The sequence below is a fragment of the Paenibacillus sp. FSL L8-0708 genome (genome assembly GCF_038009325.1).
Taxonomy (GTDB): domain Bacteria; phylum Bacillota; class Bacilli; order Paenibacillales; family Paenibacillaceae; genus Paenibacillus_AQ; species Paenibacillus_AQ odorifer.
Genome location: NZ_JBBPBC010000001.1, coordinates 1,422,913 through 1,447,768 on the forward strand (window position 1 = coordinate 1,422,913; position 24,856 = coordinate 1,447,768).

At 46.3% G+C, this 24,856-nt stretch carries 23 protein-coding genes; 19 read left to right on the plus strand and 4 right to left on the minus strand.

The features are described 5' to 3' along the window. Positions 1 to 9: 9 nt before the first annotated feature. The 9 genes from NYE58_RS06485 to NYE58_RS06525 all read left to right on the plus strand — a co-directional run bounded on the left by NYE58_RS06485 (position 10) and on the right by NYE58_RS06525 (position 7,083). Entirely contained in the window at positions 10 to 2,190 is a 2,181-nt protein-coding gene (locus tag NYE58_RS06485; protein WP_341001396.1) for a phage tail protein, read from the plus strand. A 38-nt stretch (positions 2,191 to 2,228) separates the two neighbouring features. Then, positions 2,229 to 2,750: a hypothetical protein gene (locus NYE58_RS06490; RefSeq protein ID WP_094879058.1), complete on the plus strand. Its 522-nt coding sequence runs from the start codon at positions 2,229 to 2,231 to the stop codon at positions 2,748 to 2,750. A 66-nt stretch (positions 2,751 to 2,816) separates the two neighbouring features. After that, complete coding sequence (locus NYE58_RS06495) at positions 2,817 to 3,011, plus strand: hypothetical protein (protein WP_341001399.1); 195 nt, start codon at positions 2,817 to 2,819, stop codon at positions 3,009 to 3,011. Then, the gene (locus NYE58_RS06500; RefSeq protein ID WP_341001400.1) at positions 3,011 to 3,325 is read left to right on the plus strand and encodes a hypothetical protein; all 315 of its coding nucleotides are present in this window, start codon (positions 3,011 to 3,013) and stop codon (positions 3,323 to 3,325) included. The genes NYE58_RS06495 and NYE58_RS06500 overlap by 1 nt, the downstream gene beginning before the upstream one ends. Further along, positions 3,325 to 4,020, plus strand: a complete 696-nt coding sequence (locus NYE58_RS06505) for an N-acetylmuramoyl-L-alanine amidase (RefSeq protein ID WP_341001401.1) — start codon at positions 3,325 to 3,327, stop codon at positions 4,018 to 4,020. The genes NYE58_RS06500 and NYE58_RS06505 overlap by 1 nt, the downstream gene beginning before the upstream one ends. A gap of 1 nt (position 4,021) precedes the next feature. Next, complete coding sequence (locus NYE58_RS06510; protein ID WP_341001402.1) at positions 4,022 to 4,240, plus strand: hypothetical protein; 219 nt, start codon at positions 4,022 to 4,024, stop codon at positions 4,238 to 4,240. A gap of 74 nt (positions 4,241 to 4,314) precedes the next feature. Continuing rightward, positions 4,315 to 4,518 (plus strand): hypothetical protein, encoded by a 204-nt coding sequence (locus NYE58_RS06515; RefSeq protein ID WP_341001404.1) that lies wholly within the window; start codon positions 4,315 to 4,317, stop codon positions 4,516 to 4,518. Positions 4,519 to 5,050: 532 nt separating this feature from the next. Further along, on the plus strand, positions 5,051 to 6,199 hold the full coding sequence (locus tag NYE58_RS06520) for an EF-Tu/IF-2/RF-3 family GTPase (RefSeq protein WP_341001405.1): 1,149 nt from the start codon (positions 5,051 to 5,053) through the stop codon (positions 6,197 to 6,199). Between the two features lie 356 nt (positions 6,200 to 6,555). After that, entirely contained in the window at positions 6,556 to 7,083 is a 528-nt protein-coding gene (locus NYE58_RS06525) for a GNAT family N-acetyltransferase (RefSeq protein WP_341001406.1), read from the plus strand. A 321-nt stretch (positions 7,084 to 7,404) separates the two neighbouring features. Here NYE58_RS06525 and NYE58_RS06530 read toward each other — a convergent pair whose 3' ends face one another. After that, the gene (locus NYE58_RS06530; protein WP_038569066.1) at positions 7,405 to 7,968 is read right to left on the minus strand and encodes a CGNR zinc finger domain-containing protein; all 564 of its coding nucleotides are present in this window, start codon (positions 7,966 to 7,968) and stop codon (positions 7,405 to 7,407) included. Between the two features lie 220 nt (positions 7,969 to 8,188). Here NYE58_RS06530 and NYE58_RS06535 point away from each other — a divergent pair, with 220 nt between their 5' ends. The 8 genes from NYE58_RS06535 to NYE58_RS06570 all read left to right on the plus strand — a co-directional run bounded on the left by NYE58_RS06535 (position 8,189) and on the right by NYE58_RS06570 (position 15,844). Next, complete coding sequence (locus tag NYE58_RS06535; protein WP_036686798.1) at positions 8,189 to 8,683, plus strand: DinB family protein; 495 nt, start codon at positions 8,189 to 8,191, stop codon at positions 8,681 to 8,683. A 355-nt stretch (positions 8,684 to 9,038) separates the two neighbouring features. Then, positions 9,039 to 10,745, plus strand: a complete 1,707-nt coding sequence (locus tag NYE58_RS06540; protein ID WP_370510724.1) for a cache domain-containing sensor histidine kinase — start codon at positions 9,039 to 9,041, stop codon at positions 10,743 to 10,745. Beyond that, positions 10,742 to 11,530 carry a response regulator transcription factor gene (locus tag NYE58_RS06545; protein WP_036686801.1) on the plus strand — a complete coding sequence of 263 codons (789 nt, stop codon included), beginning with the start codon at positions 10,742 to 10,744 and terminating at the stop codon, positions 11,528 to 11,530. The genes NYE58_RS06540 and NYE58_RS06545 overlap by 4 nt, the downstream gene beginning before the upstream one ends. Before the next feature lie 111 nt (positions 11,531 to 11,641). Continuing rightward, positions 11,642 to 12,964 carry an extracellular solute-binding protein gene (locus NYE58_RS06550; protein ID WP_076100035.1) on the plus strand — a complete coding sequence of 441 codons (1,323 nt, stop codon included), beginning with the start codon at positions 11,642 to 11,644 and terminating at the stop codon, positions 12,962 to 12,964. A gap of 101 nt (positions 12,965 to 13,065) precedes the next feature. Further along, positions 13,066 to 13,947, plus strand: a complete 882-nt coding sequence (locus NYE58_RS06555) for a carbohydrate ABC transporter permease (protein ID WP_038569074.1) — start codon at positions 13,066 to 13,068, stop codon at positions 13,945 to 13,947. A gap of 13 nt (positions 13,948 to 13,960) precedes the next feature. Further along, complete coding sequence (locus NYE58_RS06560; protein ID WP_036686804.1) at positions 13,961 to 14,851, plus strand: carbohydrate ABC transporter permease; 891 nt, start codon at positions 13,961 to 13,963, stop codon at positions 14,849 to 14,851. Positions 14,852 to 14,973: 122 nt separating this feature from the next. Then, on the plus strand, positions 14,974 to 15,168 hold the full coding sequence (locus tag NYE58_RS06565) for a hypothetical protein (RefSeq protein WP_036686806.1): 195 nt from the start codon (positions 14,974 to 14,976) through the stop codon (positions 15,166 to 15,168). Between the two features lie 175 nt (positions 15,169 to 15,343). Continuing rightward, entirely contained in the window at positions 15,344 to 15,844 is a 501-nt protein-coding gene (locus NYE58_RS06570; RefSeq protein ID WP_036686807.1) for a hypothetical protein, read from the plus strand. 91 nt (positions 15,845 to 15,935) lie between these two features. Here NYE58_RS06570 and cmpA read toward each other — a convergent pair whose 3' ends face one another. Beyond that, positions 15,936 to 16,067: a cortex morphogenetic protein CmpA gene (gene cmpA, locus NYE58_RS06575; protein WP_094903512.1), complete on the minus strand. Its 132-nt coding sequence runs from the start codon at positions 16,065 to 16,067 to the stop codon at positions 15,936 to 15,938. 64 nt (positions 16,068 to 16,131) lie between these two features. Continuing rightward, positions 16,132 to 16,494, minus strand: a complete 363-nt coding sequence (locus NYE58_RS06580) for a hypothetical protein (RefSeq protein WP_036686808.1) — start codon at positions 16,492 to 16,494, stop codon at positions 16,132 to 16,134. Between the two features lie 120 nt (positions 16,495 to 16,614). On the opposite strand from NYE58_RS06580, the gene NYE58_RS06585 reads away from it, so the two are divergent. After that, positions 16,615 to 17,076, plus strand: a complete 462-nt coding sequence (locus NYE58_RS06585; protein ID WP_080742673.1) for a SprT family protein — start codon at positions 16,615 to 16,617, stop codon at positions 17,074 to 17,076. Here the strand turns inward: NYE58_RS06585 and NYE58_RS06590 are convergent. Beyond that, the gene (locus tag NYE58_RS06590) at positions 17,066 to 17,704 is read right to left on the minus strand and encodes a pentapeptide repeat-containing protein (protein ID WP_038569077.1); all 639 of its coding nucleotides are present in this window, start codon (positions 17,702 to 17,704) and stop codon (positions 17,066 to 17,068) included. The genes NYE58_RS06585 and NYE58_RS06590 overlap by 11 nt on opposite strands. Positions 17,705 to 17,907: 203 nt before the next feature. On the opposite strand from NYE58_RS06590, the gene NYE58_RS06595 reads away from it, so the two are divergent. Continuing rightward, the gene (locus NYE58_RS06595) at positions 17,908 to 24,771 is read left to right on the plus strand and encodes an S-layer homology domain-containing protein (RefSeq protein ID WP_341001408.1); all 6,864 of its coding nucleotides are present in this window, start codon (positions 17,908 to 17,910) and stop codon (positions 24,769 to 24,771) included. Positions 24,772 to 24,856 lie beyond the last annotated feature (85 nt).

Here is a 24,856-nt window from a genome sequence, read left to right on the forward strand (position 1 = left end):
GGAGCGCATTTGATCAACGCACTACAATCATACGACCGTTTCCGCAAGCGTATCGGTATCTTACGCGACGCATACGATATCACACGAACACGGCGGATCAACGCAGATTATACGCTGACTTTCACCATCCCAATGACGTCCGATGATTTCCGCGATAAGTTGCCGCTGAAAGGTCACGTAATGGATGAGCGCGGTCAGTACTACGTAATTAACAAGCGCGAACGATCACGCGAAGACCGCAAGTTGACCGCACAGATATCGTGTTCGCACGTCATGTTTAAACTCGCGGATTATAAATTTCCGTACGCTTCCTATATTAAAGAGGGCTACGGAATCCATATCACGCAATTAACAGCGCTCATCTCGGCGGCAACCGGTGGGCGCTTTTCTATTTCCGTCGATGATACATTCGACCTCGCGGACGTCAAAGCGTTCGGGGGCGGCAACTGTCTCGAAGCGCTCAACGCAGTAATAAATCTGTACGGCGCGGAGGTTGAGCCGGATAACTTTACGCTCCATCTGCGTAAGAAGATCGGCAATCCCGCGTCAGACTATCGGATTCAAGTAACGCGCAATTTGATCGCGGCGTCTTTCGCGGACAGCGCATCGTCACTGTGTACGCGGCTTTATGCGGAGATGAAAGACTCGCGGACTTGGATAGGACAGCCTGCGTCAATATTAACAGCGGAGGAACAAGCGCGACTTAGCGTGATACCTGGCGCGATCACTGACGGAATCCTCCGCGTCAATTACCTCGTATCTCTGTATGCTGACGCGTGGGCTTCGGACAGCGTTCCGTTTTACGACGACTTGTTAACGGAGCAAGACGTAACCGATCCACTTAAACTCGTAGCTGCCGCGAGATTGCGCTTAGCCGAACGCGAAGTGCCGGCGCTTGAGGTGTCCGTTAGCGCTGCGGATTTATCTAAGATCGATAAGCAAGAAGCGCGCCCCGGTCTCGGCGATACCGTAACGCTCGTAGATCCAGCGCTCGGCTTAACGGGAATCACAGCGCGAATCACGGAAATGACGGAGTATCCGTATGCGCCCGATAAACATACGCAGCTAACCGTTGCTAACGTGATGAAACGTGACTATACGCAAATACTCGCGGACTTGGAGGCGGGACGGCGTGCGATTGAGAACGTGTTTAGCGGCGGGCGAATCAGAGCGGAAGTATTCGAAGAGTTCGCGCGGCTGGCGGTTAACGAGATCAACGCGAGTAAGACGGAGATTAAATACGATGAACGCGGTATCGTCCTGCAGTCGAAAACGGACCCGTCCGATCAAGTCATATTAACGTCAAACGGACTTATCTTAACGACGGATGGCGGAGCGACTGCGCGGACAGCGATAACGGCGACCGGAATAGCAGCGGAGGTAATCGCGGGGCAACTCGGTAGTTTCGTATCGATGGTTATCGGCAGCGGTAATAACGTAGTCAAGATTAATACGAACGGTATCAGCGCAGGGCATGACGACTTTAACTCCGCGCCTTTCCGCTTAGATATGGCGGGCAACGTCGTACTCAATAAGCTGACCGCTAACTCTGCGAATATTCTATCGTCCAACTTTACGAATGGCGCGATCGTCGGTTCTTCGATTAACGTTGGTAACGGGGTATTCACGGTAGACACCGCCGGTAATATGCGAGCGACGAGCGGTGACTTTAGCGGGTTTATTAGCGCATCCTCCATTAGCGGTACGACTATTACGGGCGGTACGATAACGGGCGCTAAGATACAGACGTCTGCCTCCGTTTATCCGCGTGTAGTGATCGATCCGACAAGCGTTGCGTTCGGTGTATATGCGGATGCAAATAACGGGATTCAGATACCGGCGTTCGATGGCGGGGTTAGTAAGGTTATCTTTAACTCGAACGGTAACCAGTCGGTAATATATAACTCGCCGGCTTCCGGATTTATTTTTAGCGGTTACGGTAATGCGACGATATCAGGGTCTAACGTTTATCTTAACCCTTCTAGCGGATATGTACGGATTGCATCGTGGGGTACGCTTATGAATAATTCCGGCACAACACTACAAGATGTAATTACCTCTATCTATCAAGCTATCGACGCTAAAGCTGATAAAGGACATACACATACCGTGAGTGTGCCAAATCATAACCACGGAAATCCAGCTAACGCAACAAGTGGCGGCGGAACGTTTACGACATCTGCTTCGTAATGGTACTATTAGGAAAATACTATTACGGAGGTTATCAGATGAAAAAGTTTATTTCCGGCGTCATTGTTGGCGCGTTGCTATTTTCGGGTGTAACTGTCTTTGCAGATTCGGCAAGTCTTATTGGTCAAAAAGTTCAAGGGTTATTTACTATAGAGAAGAATGGCAAGAAAGTTGATGACGCTATTATCATTAACGGCACTGCTTATGCGCCTGTTCGTTCGGTTGCGGAAGCATCAGGCGCTAAATTAACCGTCGAAGGGAAGAAAATCATAATGGAGGACGTAGTTACTCCTACTGTGAAAACATCAGCGGAACTACAGGCTGACCGTGCTAAGATTGCGGTTGAAATAACCAAGCTAGAAACAAACATAGCAGATTTAGAAACTAATGTAATCCCTATGTTTGAAGCGCAAGCTAAAGAGATGAGCACGAACGGAGCAATTGCGGAAACGGCAAAGAAGACCGCTGATGAATATAAGAATGTCGTTCTTAAGCAGAGAACGGAATTACTCGGATTAAAAACGCAATTAGCGGAAATAGACGCTAAGCTTGCCGAATAATAAATGCAAAATAACGAAGAGTCTCGCATCCATTGCGGGGCTCTTTTTACGTAGAGGAGACGTTATATGAAAGTACGCGCATTACTCGAATGTACGATAGATACCGCTAATCCAGCCGCTGAACTCGCCGCAACAATCAGCGCAGTCTTAGCCGTTTTACCCAACGCAGAGGCCCGCCTATCCGTACTCCAAACGCTCGATGACGAAATCGGTCGCGCATTAGCGGATTATCTTGCGCCTGAAACGGAGGCGACCGCTTGATGGACGGAACACTTTGGGCGGAGGTCGCCAAGAACGGAATATTTGCGGTAGCAGCCGCAGTTATCGCGTGGACACTATGGAAAGAGATGCGCCGAATGTCCGACGAAGCTCGAGCACGTGAAGAACGTATCAGCACGGAAGCCAAGACGGAACGCGAACGGATGCACACGGAGTCCCTTGCGCGTGAAGACCGCTTGATGAAGCTGGCGGAAGGACTGACGGATCGATTCGAAGCGCTGGCCGGTCAATACGAGAACCTGGCGCTCGATGTCCGCGATATTAAAACGATAGTACACGGGAAGGATGTTGCGTAATGAGCGCGATTAATTACCGCAAGGATTATATACCGAAGACGACCGCGTGCAATCGGCGGCCTGGATACGCTATGAGCGCGACGACTATTACGATTCACAATACGGGCAATGTCGCAAGTAGCGCCGCTAATGAACGCGCGTGGCTGACGAATCCAACTAACGCGCGTCAAGCATCATTCCACATCGTCGTCGATGAACGCGAGGCAATCGAATGTATTCCGCTAACGGAAAACGCATGGCACAGCGGAGACGGCAGCGCAGCAAAATCCGGAAATCGTACGTCAATCGGCGTAGAGATCTGTGAGTCTGGCAACTACGCGAAGACACTGGATAACGCGGCGGTCCTCGTAGCATCGATGTTAAAGGAACGCGGATGGGGCGTGGATAGACTGCGGCGACATTATGATTGGTCCGGTAAAATATGCCCGCGCTTAATGTACGATAGCGGTAAATGGACCGGATGGACGGCATTTAAAGCGCTAGTAGAGGCGAAGTTAAATCCGATTAAGCAGGAGGTCAACGACATGATCGTATATAAAGCGAACGTTGTAGTGAACGGATGCAAGGCGAAGGACGGCGTTTTGATTGACGGAGCGGTGTACGTTCCCTTGCGCGAGATGTCCGATCAGTTTGGCGCTGCTATCGCATGGGATAACGTAACGAAGACCGCAACTATTACGAAGGAGGCGAAATAATATGAGCAAAAACGATATCTTACGTAAATTATCCTCGCGGAAGTTTTGGGCGCTACTCGCTGCGTTAGCTACTTCGGTGCTGACGGCTTCGGGCGCGGGTGATAATACGGTGCTGCACGTAACCGGCGTCATTGGCGCGGTCGGTGCGTGCGTTGCGTATATGTTGGCGGAGGGAATTGCGGATAGTACGCGAAGTACGAACGGGGATAAAACGGATTAGGCTACGCATATTTACAAAATGCGGAAATTCTCCGATAATGAATTATAACGTAAATTAACGGAGGTCGAGCGGATATGTTCTTAGGCGTAATCGTACTCGGGGTTGTAGTCGGGGTAATCATCGCGATAGTAATCGCAATTAAACAGACCGCAACTGCGGGGAAAGTCGATTGCCCTGCGTGCGGACGTACGACTCTGTTACCGGGCGGAAGCGCAAAATGTCCGAAGTGTAAAACGCTGATTGTGCGGACGTCTAGCGGTGAATTGATAACGAAGTAACAACGTAATATAAGGCGCAGTCTTTGCGGAGTAATGTCCGTAGGGGCTGCGCCTTTTTTTTCGTTTATTTTCGCGAGTTCGTCCGGCATAGCGTACAAGCCCGCCGTCATACGCTAGGGGTAAAGCGGTCGCCTACGCGATCCGCGCTTTGGGAGCGAGGGTGTTCTCTCGAAAACGTTCGACGATCCGCAGCAGGCTTTCGAAGCTACGCGCCAGTATCAGTTTATCGCGTGTTGGCTACGTGAAGGTGAGTACGAAGCGCCATTCGTAGCGGATGCGTTATCTCCCGTCGGCAAGCGATACGAGTCCGTAGATAACGCGGCGCTCACGGCGGCACACTCGCGTAAGTATGGACGCCCGATTGCGGAAGTGTTGGCGGAGATTAAGGCGCGGGAACGTGCGTATAGGAAGGCGTAAGGAGGGCGCGTATGACGTTGCAGTGATACGGCGCTAGCGGTATACTTAACGTATAGAACGATACTGAACGGGTGACTGTGCGTTGACTAAACGTTGATATGACGCGGAGTTTACGATGGGACGGATGGCGTTTGTCCGCCTTTATGAAGGGACGATCCGTAACCGCGATACGCTGATGAATTATACGCAGGATATTCAGGGGAAAGTGACCCAGATCCGCAAGGTCGAAGGTGGTCGGACCGAGGATGTCGGAGCGCTTGAAGCCGGAGATATTGCTGTTATCTATGGCCTTTCAGGGGTGCGCATCGGAGATGTGCTCGGCCATCCGGGGGCCATTCCGGAGGAGGCGAAGCTGGCTGTGCCGCTGCTAACGGTGCGTGTATTCTGGGAACCAGATGTGGATGACCATAAGGTTATCGGAGCGCTGCAGGAACTGGCGGATGAAGATCCGCTTTTGGATGCGCAGTGGCTGCAGGATGAGCGGGAGCTGCATATCAAAGTAATGGGACCGATTCAACTGGAGATTCTGAACAGTGTTCTGGAGGAGCGATATGCGCTGAATGTTACTTTCGGTCAGCCTTCTGTCATATATAAAGAAACGCCAGCCCGTGCCGGGGAAGGTTTTATCGCTTACACGATGCCGAAACCGTGCTGGGCGATTCTGCGCTTTCAGATTGAGCCGGGATCTCCGGGCAGTGGTTTAGTCTACGATTCGGTAGTGCGGAGTTCCGACCTGCTGCCGCAATATCAGAGCGAAACCGCACGCCGAGTACCAGAAGCCTTACAACAGGGTTTGTATGGCTGGGAGGTTACCGATCTTAAAGTGACCTTGATCGAGGGACAACATCATGTATGGCATACCCATCCGCTGGATTTTGCTGTGGCGACTCCGATGGGAATTATGGACGGACTCGCTCGGGTAGGCACTAAACTCCTAGAGCCGATTCTGCAGGTTCGCATCGTGGTTCCTGAGGAGAATGGCGGACGGGTGATGAACGACCTTGTGCAGATGCGTGGCACGTTCGAGCCTCCCGTGCTGCAAGGCGAACGGATGATCATCGAAGGACGTCTGCCGTTGGCAACGTCGCTCGATTATCCCGTCAGCTTAAGCTCCTACACGAAGGGGCGCAGCACGTTTACTTCTTTTTTTGCCGGCTATGAAGAATGTCCACCAGACGTATCTGCTGAGCGCACCCGCCGGGGCGTGAACCCACTTGATCAGGCGAAATATATATTAAGTGTGCGAAAGGCACTGCAAGGTTAAATTGAGCTTGAGTGTTAAATAGGCTGACGGGGAATAAAAAACTAGAGAGTGTGCGAGGATGTTGGTACTAAGATATACTCAGAAAACTATTAGAAGATATGAAAGTAGCTCCAGTAGAAGTAGAAGTAGAAGTAGAAGTAGAAGTAGAAGTAGAAGTAGAAGTAGAAGTAGAAGTATAAGTAGAAGACATCTCCTCGTTTTTTAGTTGGCATGTGAATATTATACAGCTCAGAAAAACATATCAATTCAGTAGCCCAAAGTGATTTCAATAGTTTGTTTGAGAGGAATAAGTGGTTGAACACTAGTCAATGTTGGACTAGCTGAAGCTTTTATTGGAAATCTAAGGGGGAATTAAATTGAAGATTAGAGAAGCAACAGCTAGTGATATAGACGGGATCGCTTTTGTCCACGCTACGAGTTGGAAAACCACATACAGAGGGCTAATATCAGATGAGTTTCTCGATAAAATTACAGTGGAAGCTAGAAGGAAGCTCTGGATTCGGAATTTTGAAACGCCCAATAAAGACGAGGTTATGTATGTGGCTGAAGATGAGGCTGGGACGATTATTGGTTTTGCAAATGGAGGAGTGCGAAGAGGGCCAGATCTCTCAGATCTCTATGATGCGGAGCTATATGCACTCTATTTGCTTAAGGAACAGCAAGGAAAGGGTCTTGGAAGGCAACTCATAAGAAGCGTAGCACAGAATTTATTGGAGAAAAATTATAGCTCGTTCATGACTTGGGTGGTAACAGGAAATCCCGCGATTCATTTCTACCACAAAGTGGGTGGGCAATCTGTTGCGACAAAAGAAGTGAAGATTGGGAATGAGGTTGTCGAAGAGATCATGATCGGGTGGAGGGATATTGGGACTGTTGGGGATTAAGAGCCAAGGGGAGCGATGTGCAGAAGCTTTTAACTGTATTTTGTACAACTATAATCCTGCAAATAACCCGTCAAAGGATATAACTGTATTTCGTACACCTATTTTCGTGATTTATTACTCATTGGGCACATTTTCTAGTTTTTAAGTGTACAGAATACAATTAAAGTCTTGATGATCCCCTTTGGATGCGGAATAAGTGTATGAAATGCAGCTATTTCATGAGTTCATAAAGCTCAGCGGGCCTTTTCCAGGCCTTTTCCACTTGCCCATAATCTGCTGCAGCAAGCCACCCGCAAACCGGAGTATCGTTGCTTCAACCGACTATTCCCCCTCAGACTCAGCCTTCTTCCGCGCCCGGAAACGCCGCACCTTCATAAGGTTGCCACAGGCTTTGTCATCGCAGTACCGCTTGGAGCGGTTGCGTGTATCATCGTAATAGACCCAGAGGCAATCGGGATTCTCGCAGATACGGAATCTTGTGGGTTCTTTTTCAAGTAATGCCTCGGCAAAAGACGCTGCAATCTCCGCCATTACCTGCTCCCAGCCACTATGGAGTGGCAATAGCTTTATTTCCGCTTGCTCGTCGCTTTTCCACACAATTCGCCGTATAACAGGACCCTTGTCCATATAGACATTGAGCTGTTCCAGTATTTCTCCATACACCGAGTTTCCTTGCACAATGGCCTGTACCCAGTTCCATAGTAGTGAGCGAAGCTTTTTAAGCTGCGCCATTTCTATCGTGTTCGGCATCTGTGTTTCTAATAGAGCATACTCCTTCAGCCATTTAAAAACCCACTCTTCTTCATCGAGTCTGTCCCGGTCTTTATTCTTATCTCCTGTTCGCCAATCCCGCCAGTAACTGTTAATGAAATCCTCCCACAACACGGTCTGTTCATCCTTTCCGATTCAACGCTCATTACAAATCATTGTAACAGTTAAAAATAAGTTTAGCTAGTTACTTGAATACAATCTGGAAATATGCTACATTTCTTTTGTAACCACTATATTATGGTTTAAGTCGTTACATATTAGTTCGCTTTGAAGTAGTTCTTTTTGAAGCTACACCATGAAGTTTATGTTTACACAAATTTTTAGGAGGTTGAACATGCAAAATAAAATCAGTGAGGTCTTGCTCCAAAATTGGGATTATTGCATGGATATCGAGGATTGGGCTCCGCCGCTTAGCGATGCGCTGGAAGGTGTGGATAGCAAACAGGCTCTCTGGAAGCCAGAGGGTGGGGCGGCCAATTCTATCTGGGAAACGGTTAACCATCTAACTTATTATAAGGTGCGTTTGCTGCGAAAGCTAAAAGGGTTGCCCAAACAACCCGATGCTGAAAGCAACGATGATACCTTTACTGTAACAGCTGAAGGAGAAGAAGCATGGGCGAAAGCCGTTGCAGACCTGAAAGACGTGCATGCTGCTCTTAGAGAAATCATTGAAGCGCTGGAAGAAGGCGCGTATGATTGGGGCGGTTCGGGTCATGCGCCAGGGGAAGAGGTAATGAGCCTTATCCTACACGATTCGTACCATACTGGACAAATTATTATGCTGCGTAAATTGCAGGGTTCGTGGGTGTCCAACCGTAGTTTTAATTAGAACCTCCATATTTAAAAATACAAGCCGTACACTGCTATTCCGGTATACCCGGGTCAGCGGAGGTACGGCTTTTTTTTGTGCAACTCTGGGAGGCACGAGTATATATTCTATATTGCTTTTTTTGGTTGATTTGGATAAATTAAAACGCGATATGGATATGGGCTCAGAAACTAATCACTGATATCATATAATCCAAAGGCTGAATTAACAAATAACTAGAGCTGTAGATGATTCCTGAAGATTCAAGGGTCATCTTTTTTGATGAGGAATCAAGTCTATCTGGCGGAGGGGAGTGTAAAGATTGACGAGGTTTGGACAGTTAAACACATTGCGTAATCAAATTTTCCTGGGTTTTATGTTTGTCATGGTGATCGTACTCGCCACGGTTGGTTTTTTTATGTACGGTCAAGTTTCGGTTCTATTACGCAATAGTGCGGAGAAGCATATTGAACAGACTGCAGTTCAGGCAACGGGCAAATTGGATGTACTGATCCGGCAGATTAACACGTTGACGGCGCAAGTGGCAACCAACGCCTCCATTCAGCGATTACTCGCTCAAGAGGCCGAAGGAAAGCCGATCAGCTTCGCCGAACGTCAAACCATCCAGCAGGAAGTACGTAAATATGAGGCGTATGCGACAGGGATTCGTTCCATTGAGCTGTATGCAGGTGATTATCAGAAATTACTTTCTGTTGATGACGCCAGCCTGAACAATCGAGTATCAGAAGAATGGATCAGCCGGGTGGACGAGGGCAAAGGACGTCTCGTATGGTTTGGACTTGACCCGCGGAATTCGGATATCGTCATCGCGATTCGTAATATTAGACTGATTGATCATTCATTCACGAAAGCTGGCTATATTATGGTTCAAATTGAGAAAAGTTACTTCCAGCTTACGGATGAGGTGGACAGCTCACAGGCGGAAACGCGTGAATTAATGAGATTATTTGATGAAGCGGGACGGCAAATTTCTTCCGATTTTTCCGTAAATGTTAATGCAAATAAGATACTGGATCATGGAGGAGAAAAGGTTGAGGTTGGCGGTGAAGACTACATTGTGATTCAGAAGCAGTCCAAGGCAACAGGTTGGAGGCTAGTAATCCTCACTCCAGTTGACTATACGACAGAGGGGATATCTGTCCTTCGTACAGCGATCATCGTATCCGGTGTTGTTGGCAGTTTATTGTTTCTCATTTTTACTTTTATTTTATCCACGATGATTACACGTCCTATACTGAATTTGATAAAAGTGATGCGCGGTTCACGATTTGGAACCTTGAAACCGATTTCAGTCACTTCTACAACTATGGAGATCAATGAACTCAATAATACTTACAACCAGATGGTTCACTCTCTGAATGAACTAATTGAAGTCGTCTATCAGAAGGAGATCGTCCAGAGTCGCACAGAATTAAAGGCACTTCAGGCTCAAATCAATCCGCACTTTCTATTTAACACATTAGAAGCATTCTACTGGGCCCTCGATGAAAAAGGTGAGGAGGAATTAGCTCAAATTGTGGTTGATATGTCGGGGCTTTTTCGTTATGTCATCAATCGAACTGATGATGATGAATGGGTGACTATCGGCGATGAGCTCGACCATGCCGAAAGATATTTGAAGATTATGGAGATGCGTATGCTCGACAGGTTATCCTGGCGGATTGAGTCAGATGAAGCTTGCCGAAGTGTTCCGCTACCGAAGCTGTTAATCCAGCCTCTTGTCGAAAATGCGATTCTTCATGGCGTAGAGCAAAGGGTTGGACCGGGGACAGTCATGCTAATTGTCAGGCCCTCAAGTCGTCCGGGATATACATTGGTTACGGTAACTGACGATGGTCCAGGGATGGATGCAGCAAAGATATCGTCTATCTATCACACCATGGAGAAGGGGAGCATGAGGTCTTCCAAAGGGACTGGGATTGGTATTGCTAATATAGAGCGGAGACTGAAACTCAGTTACGTAGACAATACGGACGGGCTTGAAATACGAAGTGAAGAAGGTTATGGAACTAGCATTTCTTTTGAAATACCGAATGAACCTGGAGAGGGGAAAAACACGTGAAAACTATACTTATCGTAGATGATGAACCTAGAACAAGAGAAGGGGTTCGTAAAACATTAGAAGCCTGGTCATCCGGTCAATATCGCATCGAAACCGCAGCAAGCGGTGTTGAAGCACTGGCATGGCTGCAAAATAACGAAGTTAATCTGCTTATTACCGATGTGCGCATGCCTGAGATTGGAGGGCTAGAATTAGTTGAAAAGCTGAACGAAATGCCTCATCCTCCAGTGGTTATTGTGATCTCCGGCCATCCTGAATTTGACTATGCACAGAAAGCCTTGCAGTTTGGTGTGGTTGAATATTTACTGAAGCCACTCGACAAAACGAAGCTGGTCCGAGCAGTGGAACTGGCATTGAAACGCAAGGAGGATATTTATCGAATCGAACGAATGGAGAAGCTGATCGATCCCAAGCTTATGGAAACGGTACAGCAGGAGAAAGTGTATAGCACTCAAGTGCGTGAGGCACTCCAATACTTAGACGAACATCTTCACGAATCGATATCCATGCGTGATATAGCGGATCAATTACACATGAATGCCAGCTATTTCAGCGTCCTTTTCAAAGAGCAGACGGGATTGACTTACAGTGAATATGTAACGAGAAGGAGAATACAACGAGCCAAAGAACTACTGGTGAGCACACGGCTGTCCATTGCTGAAATCGCGGAACAAGTAGGCTATCAAACGGCCAAATATTTTGTGAAGGTATTTCGTGCACTCGAAAATGTTAGTCCAGGGCAATACCGCCAGAACGTCATGACCACGGAGGAAAGAATCCAATAATAGTGGTATTAGTCCCAATCCTTATGACCTTACGACATCATGGGATCCAAGCTACAATTTAGTTAAGCGGTTACAAGGCCGCTAGACAACAATAGAAAAGGGGTTGTAAGCGTGCGCAATAAAAAATGGACAATATTGTTCTTAACGATGTGCCTCGTTCTTGTCACAGCTGGTTGTGGTCAAAAAGATAACAATGCAGGTGAATCTAAAGGTAGTGCAAATGGGGGAAGCGACAAAGTCACCGTTAACTTCATGCATTTATGGCCAGAAGGTGTTTCTGCCGGGCAAAATAAAATTGTTAATCAAATCATTAAAGAATATCAAACAGAGCATCCCAATGTTGTGATCAAGCAAGAGGTTCTGGACAACGAGCAATACAAAAATAAGCTGAAGGTATTGTCTGCTTCTAACGAATTGCCAGACGTTGGGGTAACTTGGGCCGCTGGCTTTTTGCAGCCTTACGTTGAAGGAAATCTCTTCGCTCCTGTAGATGACTTGTTGAATGGTGAATTAAAAGACAAGTTCGTCGCAGGAACTACAGAAGCTTATGCTATTAACGATAAAACGTATGCGCTTCCACTTGAGTTTAACATCGCACCTATCTACTACAATAAAGCTATTTTTGAAAAATATAATCTTGAGGTTCCACAAACCTACGATCAGTTTAAGCAAGTTGTAAAAACACTATCTGAAGGGGGCATTGCACCGATTGCTCTCGGTAATAAGGATCGCTGGACAGGATCGCTTTGGTATATGTATCTGGCTGATCGGATCGCAGGCCAACAGGCACTTGCAGGTGCGATCAGTGGTTCAGGATCATTTATGGATGAAGGATTAGTAAAGGCGGCTTCTGAGGTTCAATCACTTGTTGACAGCAATGCATTTGTTAAGGGTTTCAACGGTTTATCAAATGAAGAGGCAAAATCAGAGTTCGTAAATGGCAAGGCAGCAATGTACATGATGGGATCATGGGATCTGCCAAATTTCACAACTAATGAAGAAATTCCACTGGAATTCCGTAATAGTGTTGGTTTCTTCAAATTCCCGACAGTGGAAGGCGGGAAGGGAGACATTAACAGCTGGGTAGGTGGACCAGGCGTAGGATTATTTGTTGCTGAGAACTCTGAGGTAAAAGAAGAAGCAAAATTATTCGTCGAGTATTTCGTATCCAAATGGGGAGAGCAATCCGTAACTGGAGCAGGCGTTATTCCAGCTACGAAGGTGGACACCGCCACACTGGATCTACCACAGCTATACATCGATTTGTTTAACGAAATGAACAAGGCTAGCAGCATCACTTTATTCGCAGATGTTCAAATGCGTGCCAATGCAGCAGAAACGCATCTGAATATGATCCAGGCTCTTTTTGGCAAAGCGGTGACGCCGGAGAAGTATTCTGAGGAGCATGACGCAGCCATCTCCAAAGGCAACTAAAGCTTCGACAACTAGGTGAAGGGGACAATTAGCTTATCCGGCAGCGTGATGCCGGATAAGCCTTTCCTCAAACGGTTTATGAAGGAAAGGAGTCGGACACTTTGGATAAAGTGATGTCTAACAAAAAAATAATCGCGTTATACGTATTTCCCGCCTTGCTTCTCATTCTGGCTATTGTATATATTCCGATTGTTCTAACGGGTTATTACGGACTGAATAAATGGAATGGTATAGGCGCTCTGACTTTTATCGGATTTGATAACTATAAAGCTTTGCTAACAGACCAAACCTTCTGGAATAGTGCTTGGCACTCTCTGCAGTTAGCGTTGTTTTCTACCCTAAGTCTCATTATTTATTTGGCAATTGCTATGGTATTAGCCGCCCGGATCAAGGGAGCTAACTTGTTTCGCAAAATATATCTGATTCCGATGCTGTTATCGTCCGTTGCGATTGCGCAGCTTTGGCTAAGAATTTATCATCCGACGAACGGAATTGTGAACAGCTTATTAGTTTCCATTGGTTTTGCTAATCCTCCTGCATGGCTTGCAGAGCCTACATTAGTTTTGTTTGCTTTATTTATTCCCATTCTGTGGCAATATGCTGGTTTCTATATTCTGATCTATTACGCAGCACTCAAGAATATCCCGACCTCTCTGGAAGAGGCAGCAAAGATTGACGGAGCCTCTGCCTTACAAATCGCTTGGAAAATTAAGCTTCCACTCGCAATGGAAGTCATCAAAGTTACGATTGTTCTAGCCGTTGTAGGTTCTCTGAAGTATTTTGACTTAATCTTTGTTATGACGGATGGAGGTCCTAATGGCTCTAGTGAAGTGATGGCGTCTTATATGTATCATCAGGCTTTTCGGGCTTATGATTTTGGCTACGGGAGTGCAATTGGATTCTTCCTGCTCGTCATCTGTCTCGTCATTACTTGGGTCATTCGCAAATTAACTGCTACGAAAGAATCGATCCAATACTCATAAGGAGGGGCGCTTCATGATGTCTGGAACTGCAGGAAGGCTAGAAATCGGGCCAAAGACAGGCGGCGCAGGTGCGGAGATCACACGTAAATTCGGCTACTCATTGCTATATATCGTGTTGATTGCCGTTGCTGCTCTGCAATTGTTTCCGCTTGTATGGCTGCTGTTTTTCTCATTAAAAAATAATCAGGAAGTGTTCAACCTTCCTGCTCTATCGTTGCCGATGAATCCTCACTGGGAGAATTACGCGAAGGTCTGGAATGTAGGGAACATCAACGTGTATTTCTTCAACAGCGTATGGATTACCATCGTGGCTACGGTGTTAACGGTTATCTTCGGGAGCTTGGTTACGTATGCAGTTACCAGGATGAAATGGAAGGGAAGCTCGTTCGTACTGGGTTTGTTTATGGTAGCGATGATGATTCCTGTTCACTCCACGCTTATTCCGTTATTTAGTATATTCAATAAGATTGGCTTAACGGATCACCCTTTGTCACTTATTTTGTCTTATGTCGCTTTTAACATGCCGATAACGATTATGATTTTGCTGGGTTTCTATTACGCACTGCCACGCGAAGTGGAAGAGGCCGCGGTTATTGATGGTTGTTCCGTGAACAGAATGTTTTTTAGAATTATACTTCCTATGACAAGCTCGGTGATCGCGACTACAGCCATTATTAATATGATCTATAACTGGAACGAATTTATTTTTGTAAACACATTTATTAGTTCTGATTCTTACAAGACGCTGACCGTGGGGGTGCAAAACTTCATTGGTCAATATACAACGGATTGGGGTGCGATCGGGGCAACGCTTATGATCAGTATTTTGCCTATCCTGATTACATTCCTGTTCCTCAGTAACCGTATCGTTGAGGGAATTGCGGCGGGTTCGGTTAAAGGGTAAGTAGAAAGAAGACCTGAATTTCTCAGCTCGAAAAGCTGAAGAGAATTCCGGTCTTTTTTTTTAATCCAATCTAGAATTTTGATTCAATCCTGAAAGCCTCGGGTTAATGGAGGCTATCAAAGATGAACATTCGAAAGGAGAGATTGCTGATGGAACCGGGCTATAAGGATAGAAGTGTTGAAGTGGAGCATAGGGAGGTACAACGGAAATCGGATTCCAGCGTTGTCGCATCTACCTTTATTAAATATGCTGCTTACATTATAATATTTTTTGGTTTTCTGTTCTTTTTGGTTAAATATGTATTTCCTAAGTTTTAAAAACAGAATATGTTCCATGTTATTGAAAAAGGATGTGCCTGCTATTTAGGGACATCTTTTTTTGCTGTAATATGTTAGTATGTATTTCAATAATTTAGGATATTTCCGATTGTGGCAACTTATCAAAAATATGGGTTAAATGATGTCAACGAGTTAACGTGGGGGCTGTGAGATAATGAAAAATATGAAAAAAGTTATTTTGCTAGGCATTATAGTGGTACTTGCATTCGCGATAGTAATTAAATTTAACCATGGAGATACTGCTGGGGAAGATTCTCTAGTAGCTGAGGCTACAGTAGTACATGAAGTGCCTCCAACGACGTCTTCTAAGGAATCTGTAGTGGCAACAGCTGAAATCTCTGCCTCAGCGGACGGAAAAGATTTAAAAATACGGATGTCTGGAGGTAATTCTAATAATTTTGGCAGAGAAACATGGGGAAAAGGTGAGATAATCTCATTTTCTGTGACGAATTCAGAGGAACAAGAACTTGAGATTGGGCTCATGTCGGTAGAGACTGAAGAGATTATCAGTGAAACACTTCGGACGGGTACAGGCATAGTGGAAATTACCATCCCCGAAGATGGTGTTTACCGTATCTATATAAAAAACCATGCTCCTGATCCTGCCAACTTTGAAGTTAATCTAAATAAGGAATTATTGAGCCCTCTAGTGTAACCGAGTATTGCCTCTAACAAAAACGGATACCGTCTTCTTAAAAGACGATATCCGCTGCTTTAAAGATGTCCTAGATCTTAATCATACGAGGCTATAACTTCATCTCATTACTCGATTCCGCAGAATTACGATAAAAGAACCAGCACTCATTCAGCAGCTTGATCTGACGGCGGTCTTTTTTGTAATAGGCTTTCATTAGCTGATGGCAGAGCCACTGTGGCAAGCGAATCCCTCCTCTAACAACTTACGTAAGTTAGAATATGGAGAAATAAGCCTAAAGGTGCGGATTACAGTAGGCTTTCTGCTTCCTCTTCGTACCACTGCTCCAATTGAGCCTGTAGCGCTCGGATCTCAGTAAGCAGGGAGATCAGTGGGTAGTTCTTCTGCTCTTGAACAGAGGCGAAGGCCTGTTCCAATCTATTGATATAATCCAGACCGGACTCCAGGGAGTAATCCTCACGTAACAGATCCAGCGAGTCACATTCGGCGATGGCTAAGGGCAGATCCGGAACATTATCGGCTGTCAGCTTATCGATTTCTTTGTTCAGGCGTAAATTGAGCGCACTTAGTTGGTACGCATATTCCTCAGGCATTTCCACGAATTGTAATTCTTGATTTTGCTGCAAAATTACATACCGCATTTTCGGCATTGTTCATTCTCCCTCCGTACTTGTCTTCCTTCTTGACAGTTTAGCCTATGCACAAGTTACAATTCAAGTAGAGATCTTATTTCCCGTGGAAAGGACTTGTGATAGAACGCTATGGAAACTATGAGCAACGAAGAGCTGCAGCTGTGGATTGAGCAGGTATCACGGGACAGCTTTGGCGTGCCGTTTAGACACAAGGCGAGCTTTAACAGCCGGTTGTCCTCAACGGGCGGCCGATATTTTACCAAAAGCCATAATATAGAGATTAATCCCCATCAGCTTGCCATGTTTGGCAGAGAAGAGACGGAGCGGATTATCAAGCATGAGCTCTGCCATTATCATTTGCATTTGGCTAAGCGAGGGTATATGCATCGTGATGCTGATTTCAAAAGCCTGCTGGCGCAAGTCGGCGGAAGCCGCTACTGTCAGACACTGCCGGGTGCAAAAGCTCGGAAGTCGTTGCCCTATCGATATAAGCTTGTATGCAGTGCCTGTGCCATGGAGTATCCGCGTAAGCGAAAAGTAGACCCTAAGCGTTATCGCTGCGGTAAATGTTCGGGCAAGTTGAAGTTATTTATTTTATAACCAAACCTAATAATCCGACAAAAGAAACAGCTTGCTGAGGCGAAATGATGCATCCTTCTAAATCTTTGATATCCACGATCAAGCCACTGAACTCGCAGTCACTAAGATCGATCCCATTAAGCTTTGATCCTGACAATGTGGCTTGATCCATATTACACTCGCTGAAGCTGATTTTTTGGAAATTTGACTGATAGTAGTCGGAACTCATTAATGAACTGCTCTCAAAAGCAACCTGCTTCAGATTAGCGAATCGAAACGTAGCAAAATCCCCGATACAATCTACTACACGAACATTTTGGAATCTGCCTCTTGTAAAGTCTGTGCCAATAAGCTTGCAGTTTCTAAATTCAGTTCGATGAATAATGCCATTCGTAAAATCCACATTAGATAGATCACAGCGATCAAAAATCACGTCCATAAGCTCGATCCCAGTTAGGGAGCACTCCGTAATCGTTACATTTTTAAAAATCACGCGATCAAAGCTGACCTTATTAGCCTCTTGATTATCAATAACCGTATCGCTGATGCCGCAACAGCTGAATTCGTCCTTGGTTTGCAGCGAATATATTTGCTCAGGAAGAAGAGAGTCTGGATCTGCTATTTTTGGCGAATCAATTTTGAAATTCATATGTACCTCCGTTTGTTTACTCTTTGCGGGTAGCTAAAACTAACTATCATCGCGTTAAACCGATTTGTCAATCTTCATGAAGGTTGTAGGGATTGGATATCCGTACAAATACACCTTTTTCTGGATAAAATCGCACATCGTTTTGTAAGCGTTCCCAAACTAATATGAAAAGGAAGTCCATATTAATTAGAGGGGGCACATGTATGAAACGAATCAGGTCCGCAATGGCGGGTCTGCTCGCGCTGCTGCTGATTTTTTTAAGCTTGCCTGTAATGGGAACCGGTAAAGGTTCCGTAGGAGCAGAAGGGGTTGGAGGAACAGGCGCTGAGCAAATTCCATCAGGTACGGTACTCATCAAGAATAAGTGGAAAAACAACTTTTTATATGAGACATCCGCAGGAATCGTGCGTTATGGCATGACCAATCCAGCCGATACTTCAGCGCATTGGACGGTTGAGACGGTGAATGGGCTGTCACGAATCAAGAATGTGAAGACAGGCCATTACATTACAATGGATGGTAACAACGGCAAAGAGGATTCACTTAAGGCGGCAGAACGCCAAGGTTCAGGAAGTGTTGCGGATCAGTGGCTGATCGATACTTCCAATCGCAATGGATACATGATCATCCGAAGTGCGACTGTGCCAGAGGGGAAGTTGGTTATCCACGAGGAGAATCAGCTTGGTTATGCGCAAGTAAGCTCGGATATCAATGTTACGTTTGAGAGTCCGCAGTGGGCTTTTATAGTTCCAAATGCAGCACCTGTACGGCTAGAGAGCCGTCTCCGCCCCGGTCAGGTAATGTATGAAAGTGAAGGGAACGTTCTTTACGGTAAACAGCCTGTCAGCAATGAAGCAGCACAGTGGTATCTTGAATCAGGGACGGATGACGGAACAGTAATGATTCGCAACCGTGCGACAGGCCATTATATTAAGCAAAATGAAGTGACCTGGGCTGGGGTTTTTTCGCAGGAAGTCGATATGGATCACGTGAAGCTAAGTGAGTGGACCCAAGAGAATGCACCAGGCCCTGATGGAACGGGCTTCATTACCCTTCGTAACAGTGGTTTAACTGAAGAGGGGAGTCCATTATGGCTAAATCCGCAATTCAGCGATGACAATAATGTGCGATCTAACAGCTGGCCGGGTTCAGCCTCTAATCCAAGTGCACAGTGGAGAATCGTGCCTATTTCCGAATTACAGCCTGTACGACTGGCAACTTATACGGATGCACAAGTGGCTACAGATTTCTTATATGAATCCGTAAACGGCGAGCTTAAGCATGGAATTATTGCGCCAGATGCCGCCAACACCTCTGACTATCTATGGTATATAGAGGATTATGACGGCAATAAGCGTATCCGTAATGCGGCAACCGATCATTATGTTTCTTATAGTGAAGGTACCGCCAAGGCCTTGCAGATTAGCGGAAGTCAGCCGTCGGATCAATGGATTTTTAATGATTCCGATGATTATGATGATTACCAGACGCTTCAGAATCTCGAAAGCACAGGCATTTATTTGTCTACATTGGGTGGAGAACAGGCTGGTGCGATTGGGGATGCGACTTCTTTGAGCGCTCAGTGGCAGCTTTTAGATCCTAACACACCGACTGACGGCACAATGCCATATTACCGGATTCAGAATGGCTGGAAGTCATTTTATTGGTATGAGAGTGTTGATGGTCTTTTAAAATATGGAAATATGCAAAAGGACGGCTCCGATCAATGGCTCGTGGAGAAATATAACGGCCGCAAGCTGTTCAAAAACAAGAAAACGGGCCATTACATGAACACGATGAACATGCCAAATGGCCACCTTCAGGTCACAGAGCTTCCAGACAGAAATCATGTGGAACGAGAATACATTTGGACAGGCAAAAATGTTGGGAACAACACCTACGTAATCAGTAGCGTTCTAGACAAGGAACCTAATGAAATCCCAGAGAAGTATATTTCACTTCAGAACCTCACTAAATATGCTGAGTACGGAGTGATCAATCCAGGTTGGGGCAGTCCGCAGTGGAGATTTGTACCGGTTACCGAGAAAAAACAAGACTTGTTCCGTTTTCAGCTAGATGCTGTAAATGGAGAGGATCAATATCTTAAGGACGGTCCTTTGCTGACTTCTCCAGCTGCACTAGAGGAATTGCCAGAATCCAAGACGGTTACTGAAGCTGTCTATGCTGACCAGGACTCTGCTCACTCTAACCAAAATCTTGCACCTCTAGCAGCTGCCAACGAGGATGTAACAGTAGGCCAGGCTACTTATGGTCCACTTGATTTGAATGACGATTCCTTTGTCTGGCAGTTGCAAGAAATAGCCGGCAGCAATGGATCGGTGAAGATAAAAAATAAAGGCACTGGACGTTATCTCTCCCTTGAGCATATAGGTGGGGCTGTAGATGAGATTGATCCTAAAGTTAGCGTTCAAACTTTGCAAACAGTGTACGATGTATGGGCCAGCATTAAGTGGAAGGTTGATATGCAGGCGTCCGGTGTGACTACCATTATGAGCTCATGGGCTGGTCACTATATCTATGGTGCGTCGGATGATAACGGCAACCCAACTCTCCGAATCAGTAAAGCTGCAGATACAGCGGAAAAAAGCAGTGCGCATTTTACTGCTGAAGCGGTTGAAGCGATTGCTCCGCCACTGCCTGATTACCCTGTAAGATTCAAGAATGCAAGCAGTGGGGAGTATTTATACGAAAATGAGCATGGGGTTGTTCTGTACGGACAGCCGTCAGCAGACAATGGATTTTCGCACTGGAATGTAACTGTGCAGGAGGGTAAACAGACGATCACCAACCGGGCAACAGGTCATTTTTTAACGCTGAATGGTGATTATTCATATTTGGAGAGCAGTAGTACAGAACCTGCTGTAGACGGAGCCTCTGCCTGGGAAGTAAGCTTGGCTTCCGATTATACACATTACACCATTCGTAGTCTCTTTGGAGAATACGACGATGAATTAATAAACATTGCCAATAAGACAGGATATGCTGAACGTGCGCTTTTGCTAGAGAGTGAGGGTACGGCACTATGGACACTTGACGCGGCTCCACAGGAGTTTACTACTCCATCTGGAGAACTGCGCAATAACAATACAACAACTCCAGTTCAAAATGATACCAACATCATAACCATTGTACCGAAAGGCATGGCTGGTAAAGTATTGGCCGAAAAAGAGGGGGCTGTCCTATATGCAGATGCTTCCGATATGGCGGCTCAATCCCAATGGCTGGTTCAGGAGATAAACGGACGCAAACGGATTATGAATGTTCAGACACAACATTATCTTTCGCTCAATGAATCGGGCCAAGTGGTCTTGTTAGCTGCTGGAGATACAGAAAGATCCCAATGGAAGCTGGAAGAGAAGTTAGGTTATACTCTTCTGCTAAATGCGAATGGAACAGGTCTTCTTACTCACAGCGCATCGGCTGTTCAGCTTGGTTCTGCTGCAAATGGAACTGATAGTGAGCTCTGGAGCTTCTTACCTATCCCTACTGATGCAATTTATGCAGGAGGAGAAGCATTCAAAGGGGATCGTGTTATACGGTTTGCAGTCAACGCCCAGCAGGCCGGGGAATATGACGCTGTTATTCGATACAAAAATACCGCTGCTGCTGCAACGGATCTGGCGCTAGAGGTGAATGGTTTAAACGAAGGGGGCAAGGTTAGTCTTGGCAAGTCTGCCTCTTGGAAGAATGCACAGGTAATACTGCAGCTTCGTGCAGGCATCAACACGGTTTCTCTAAGTAGTGACAACGTGGATTGGAGTAAAGTAACCCTTGATAGGCTGACCGTAAAAAACAGCGTTAACAAAACATACCGTGGAGCAACGGTTCCATATATCAGCTATGAAGCTGAGGATGCGGCAACAAACGGAACGCTGATTGGCTCGTCGCGGAAATATCTCAGCATGGCTTCCGAGGCTTCTGGACGACAAGCGGTGGCCTTGAAGAATACGGGAGATTATCTAGAGTTCAAGCTTGCGAAGTCGGCTAACTCCATTGTTCTTCGATATTCCATTCCTGATAATCCAGATGGGGCTGGTGCGGAAGAAACCCTGACTTTATATGTAGATGGAGTTAAGAAGCAGCTTAAGCTGACATCTAAATATGCTTGGGAATATGGCAGCTACCCATGGTCAAATGATCCTCGCCAAGGCAGTGGACACCGCTTCTTTGACGAAATCCATGCTCTGATCGGCGATACTCCTGCCGGAGCAACTATTCGCTTAGAGAAGGGAACAGGAGATAACGCAGCTTCTTACGTCATTGACCTGGTGGATATGGAGCAGGTTGCCCCTGAGTTGGCTCGCCCGGACGAATTTATTTCCGTAACGGATTTTGGAGCGGCAGCAAATGATGAGGGAGATGATACCGCAGCCTTCAAGGCAGCTCTTGCCGAAGCGAATGCGACAGGTAAAGGTGTGTGGTTCCCGGCGGGTACCTTTAATGTCGGTGAGGGTCTGCTGGATCTGGATACCGCTGAAATACGTGGTGCCGGCATGTGGTATACGGTTCTGAATGGAGCTAAGTTTTATGGTCACGGCGGTAAGGTTGGTGTTTACGATCTGATGATTGAAGGCGGCATTAACGAACGGGATGATGAAGCGATCACCAACGCTTTCCATGGTGCTTTTGGCCAAGGTTCGATTATACAGAACGTTTGGATAGAACATACCAAAGCAGGCTTGTGGTTAACTCAGCCGATGGGTGAAAAGGCGCGTACGAATGGTCTGTACATGGCAGGTCTGCGGATCCGCAATCTTATGGCAGACGGGATTAACTTTGCCGTAGGGACTGGCAACAGCATGATGGAACAAAGTGACATCCGCTATCCAGGGGATGATGGAATTGCAATGTGGTCGTTTACAGACGGCAAGTTGACGGATGTGAATGGTACGGAACGTACACCGAGCTATAATAACACGGCACGTTTTAATACGGTATCCTTGCCTTGGTTAGCGGATAACATTGTAGTCTTTGGGGGGAAAGATAACAAAGTCCAGGACAACGTGGTAAAAGACACTGTGACTAATGGAGCCGGGATTGCAGTGTCTACCCGTTTCACCGCCGAGCCCTTCCAAGGAACAACGATTGTGGAGCGAAATACCTTGCTTAGAACTGGCAGTTATGATTCCGGTTACGGCGTGAATCTGGGTGCGTTATGGCTTTATGCTGGTGAGAGTGATCTGAAAGGAAGAGTACTCATTCGCAACAATACGGCACTGGACAGCACTTATTCGGGGTTGATTGCTCAAGGTGATCTAGAAGGAGATACTCTCACTTCCATTGATGGAGTAGTGCTGACGAATAATGTATTAGATGGCGCAGGTACAAGCGGTATAGAAGTTACGAAAAATCTGAAAGGGAGTCTGCTGGTCGACAACATGATTATTCGTGGCGAACGGATGAATCTTCTGACCAATGCCTCTCCTGACCTAAGCATTAAAGAACAAAATCAAGGAATAGCCACAGCCATTAAACCGTTCTCTATCAAACTAGCAGATGGACAGAGCGGTCCTGTAATATTAGAGCAGGGTAAGTCAGTTACTCTTAATGTACTAGATAAGGAAGGTAGAGATATTACTGCACAAGCTACTCTAAATATTATGAGCAGTGAGATTGCTACATTTACCAACGACAGTCTTAATGGAATTAAAGCGGGAATCACAGACTTCACGGTAACTGTGGGCAACGAGAAGAGGGTATATACAATTGAGGTGCTATCACCTGGCGGGACAGATCCTGTAGACCCGATCGATCCTGTGGATCCAACAAGTACTCCTAGCCCGACGAGTACTCCTAGTCCAACGAATACTCCAGAACCAACAAGTACTTCTGGTCCAACAGACCCTACAGGGTCAGTGAACCCTGTTCAAACCGGCACACCGACCGCTACACCAGTACCTACACCAGCAGCTAATCATGATGCGCAGCTAAAAGCTAAGGCGACTGCAGGGCAGGCTGTTATCGAGATTTCAGCTAATGGAGACGGCACAGCCCGGTTTAGTGCAGATGCTTTACGTAAGGCGGCGGCACTTAGCCCCAAAGCTGTGCTTGTTATTGAATGTGGAGGTATGAGCTACCGCTTCCCGTTGGAGCTTGTGGAGAGTGTGCTCAAAGCCGCACAAATGCCAGCAGGCACACTGGAGTTTAATTTAAATTCGCAAAGCGGAAAAGGATTAGATCAACTGCTTGCCAAGGCTAAGCAGCAAGGCTTTACTGTGCAAGGAACACCGGCTATTGTCACTCTAAAGGTAACGGATGGCAAAACCTCTGTAGCAGCAAGTGGGTTCGGCACCACTTATGTAGATCGTACATTTATGCTTAAGGAGGCGCTGGATGCGAAGACAGGTGTAGTCTTTATTTACGATGAACAGACGGGTTCCTTCCGTTATGTACCTGCATTGTTTGAGCCCGTTAATGGGATGACCAAGGTTACTATTAAGAGCAGTATTGCGAGCGGTGTATTTTTCGCTGCGCTGCACCCTGTGACTTTTGGGGATATTGCTACACATTGGGCGAAAAATGAGATTGAGGGACTTGCTAGCCGACTGATCTTGACCGGACAATCCACAGATACCTTTGCACCTCAGAAATCTGTCAGTCGTGCCGAGTTCGCAGCTATGTTGATTCGATCATTGGGTCTTGTAGCTGCGAACACGACGAAGACCTTCAGTGATGTGTCCGATTTATCTTGGTATGCAGCGGATGCTAGAGCTGCTGCAGCCTTAGGACTGGTTCAAGGCTATGAGGATGGAACCTTCCGTCCGAACGCCCCTATTACACGGGAGCAAATGGCTGTTATGGCAGCCAGAGCAATGAAGCTGCTGAACCTAGAAGCTGAAGGATATGGAGCAAACGTTGCTGCAGATGTTTTCACAGACGCTTCAACTATTTCCTCATGGGCTAAAGAAGCAGTGTCTGACCTGGCTGCAAAAGGCATTATGAAAGGTCGATCATCAGGCAGCTTTGCACCTAGCAGTGATACTAGCCTTCCAGAAGCCGCTGTAATTCTTGTCCGGCTGCTTAGAGCAGCTAAATTATTGAATTAGCTACCGTGGTAGAAGCTACAATATGGCATAAGTAAAAAGACAGCAGAGCAGCGATCTCCTCCGGTTATTGGAGAATCGCTGCTCT

Coding starts and splice junctions, on each gene's coding strand:
- NYE58_RS06490 (WP_094879058.1), top strand. CDS start 2,229: ATGAAAAAGTTTATTTCCGGCGTCATTGTTGGCGCGTTGCTATTTTCG.
- NYE58_RS06495 (WP_341001399.1), top strand. CDS start 2,817: ATGAAAGTACGCGCATTACTCGAATGTACGATAGATACCGCTAATCCA.
- NYE58_RS06500 (WP_341001400.1), top strand. CDS start 3,011: ATGGACGGAACACTTTGGGCGGAGGTCGCCAAGAACGGAATATTTGCG.
- NYE58_RS06505 (WP_341001401.1), top strand. CDS start 3,325: ATGAGCGCGATTAATTACCGCAAGGATTATATACCGAAGACGACCGCG.
- NYE58_RS06510 (WP_341001402.1), top strand. CDS start 4,022: ATGAGCAAAAACGATATCTTACGTAAATTATCCTCGCGGAAGTTTTGG.
- NYE58_RS06515 (WP_341001404.1), top strand. CDS start 4,315: ATGTTCTTAGGCGTAATCGTACTCGGGGTTGTAGTCGGGGTAATCATC.
- NYE58_RS06520 (WP_341001405.1), top strand. CDS start 5,051: ATGGGACGGATGGCGTTTGTCCGCCTTTATGAAGGGACGATCCGTAAC.
- NYE58_RS06535 (WP_036686798.1), top strand. CDS start 8,189: ATGCAAAATAAAATCAGTGAGGTCTTGCTCCAAAATTGGGATTATTGC.
- NYE58_RS06540 (WP_370510724.1), top strand. CDS start 9,039: ATGTTTGTCATGGTGATCGTACTCGCCACGGTTGGTTTTTTTATGTAC.
- NYE58_RS06560 (WP_036686804.1), top strand. CDS start 13,961: ATGATGTCTGGAACTGCAGGAAGGCTAGAAATCGGGCCAAAGACAGGC.
- NYE58_RS06565 (WP_036686806.1), top strand. CDS start 14,974: ATGAACATTCGAAAGGAGAGATTGCTGATGGAACCGGGCTATAAGGAT.
- NYE58_RS06570 (WP_036686807.1), top strand. CDS start 15,344: ATGAAAAATATGAAAAAAGTTATTTTGCTAGGCATTATAGTGGTACTT.
- NYE58_RS06580 (WP_036686808.1), bottom strand. CDS start 16,494: ATGCCGAAAATGCGGTATGTAATTTTGCAGCAAAATCAAGAATTACAA.
- NYE58_RS06585 (WP_080742673.1), top strand. CDS start 16,615: ATGAGCAACGAAGAGCTGCAGCTGTGGATTGAGCAGGTATCACGGGAC.
- NYE58_RS06590 (WP_038569077.1), bottom strand. CDS start 17,704: ATGAATTTCAAAATTGATTCGCCAAAAATAGCAGATCCAGACTCTCTT.
- NYE58_RS06595 (WP_341001408.1), top strand. CDS start 17,908: ATGAAACGAATCAGGTCCGCAATGGCGGGTCTGCTCGCGCTGCTGCTG.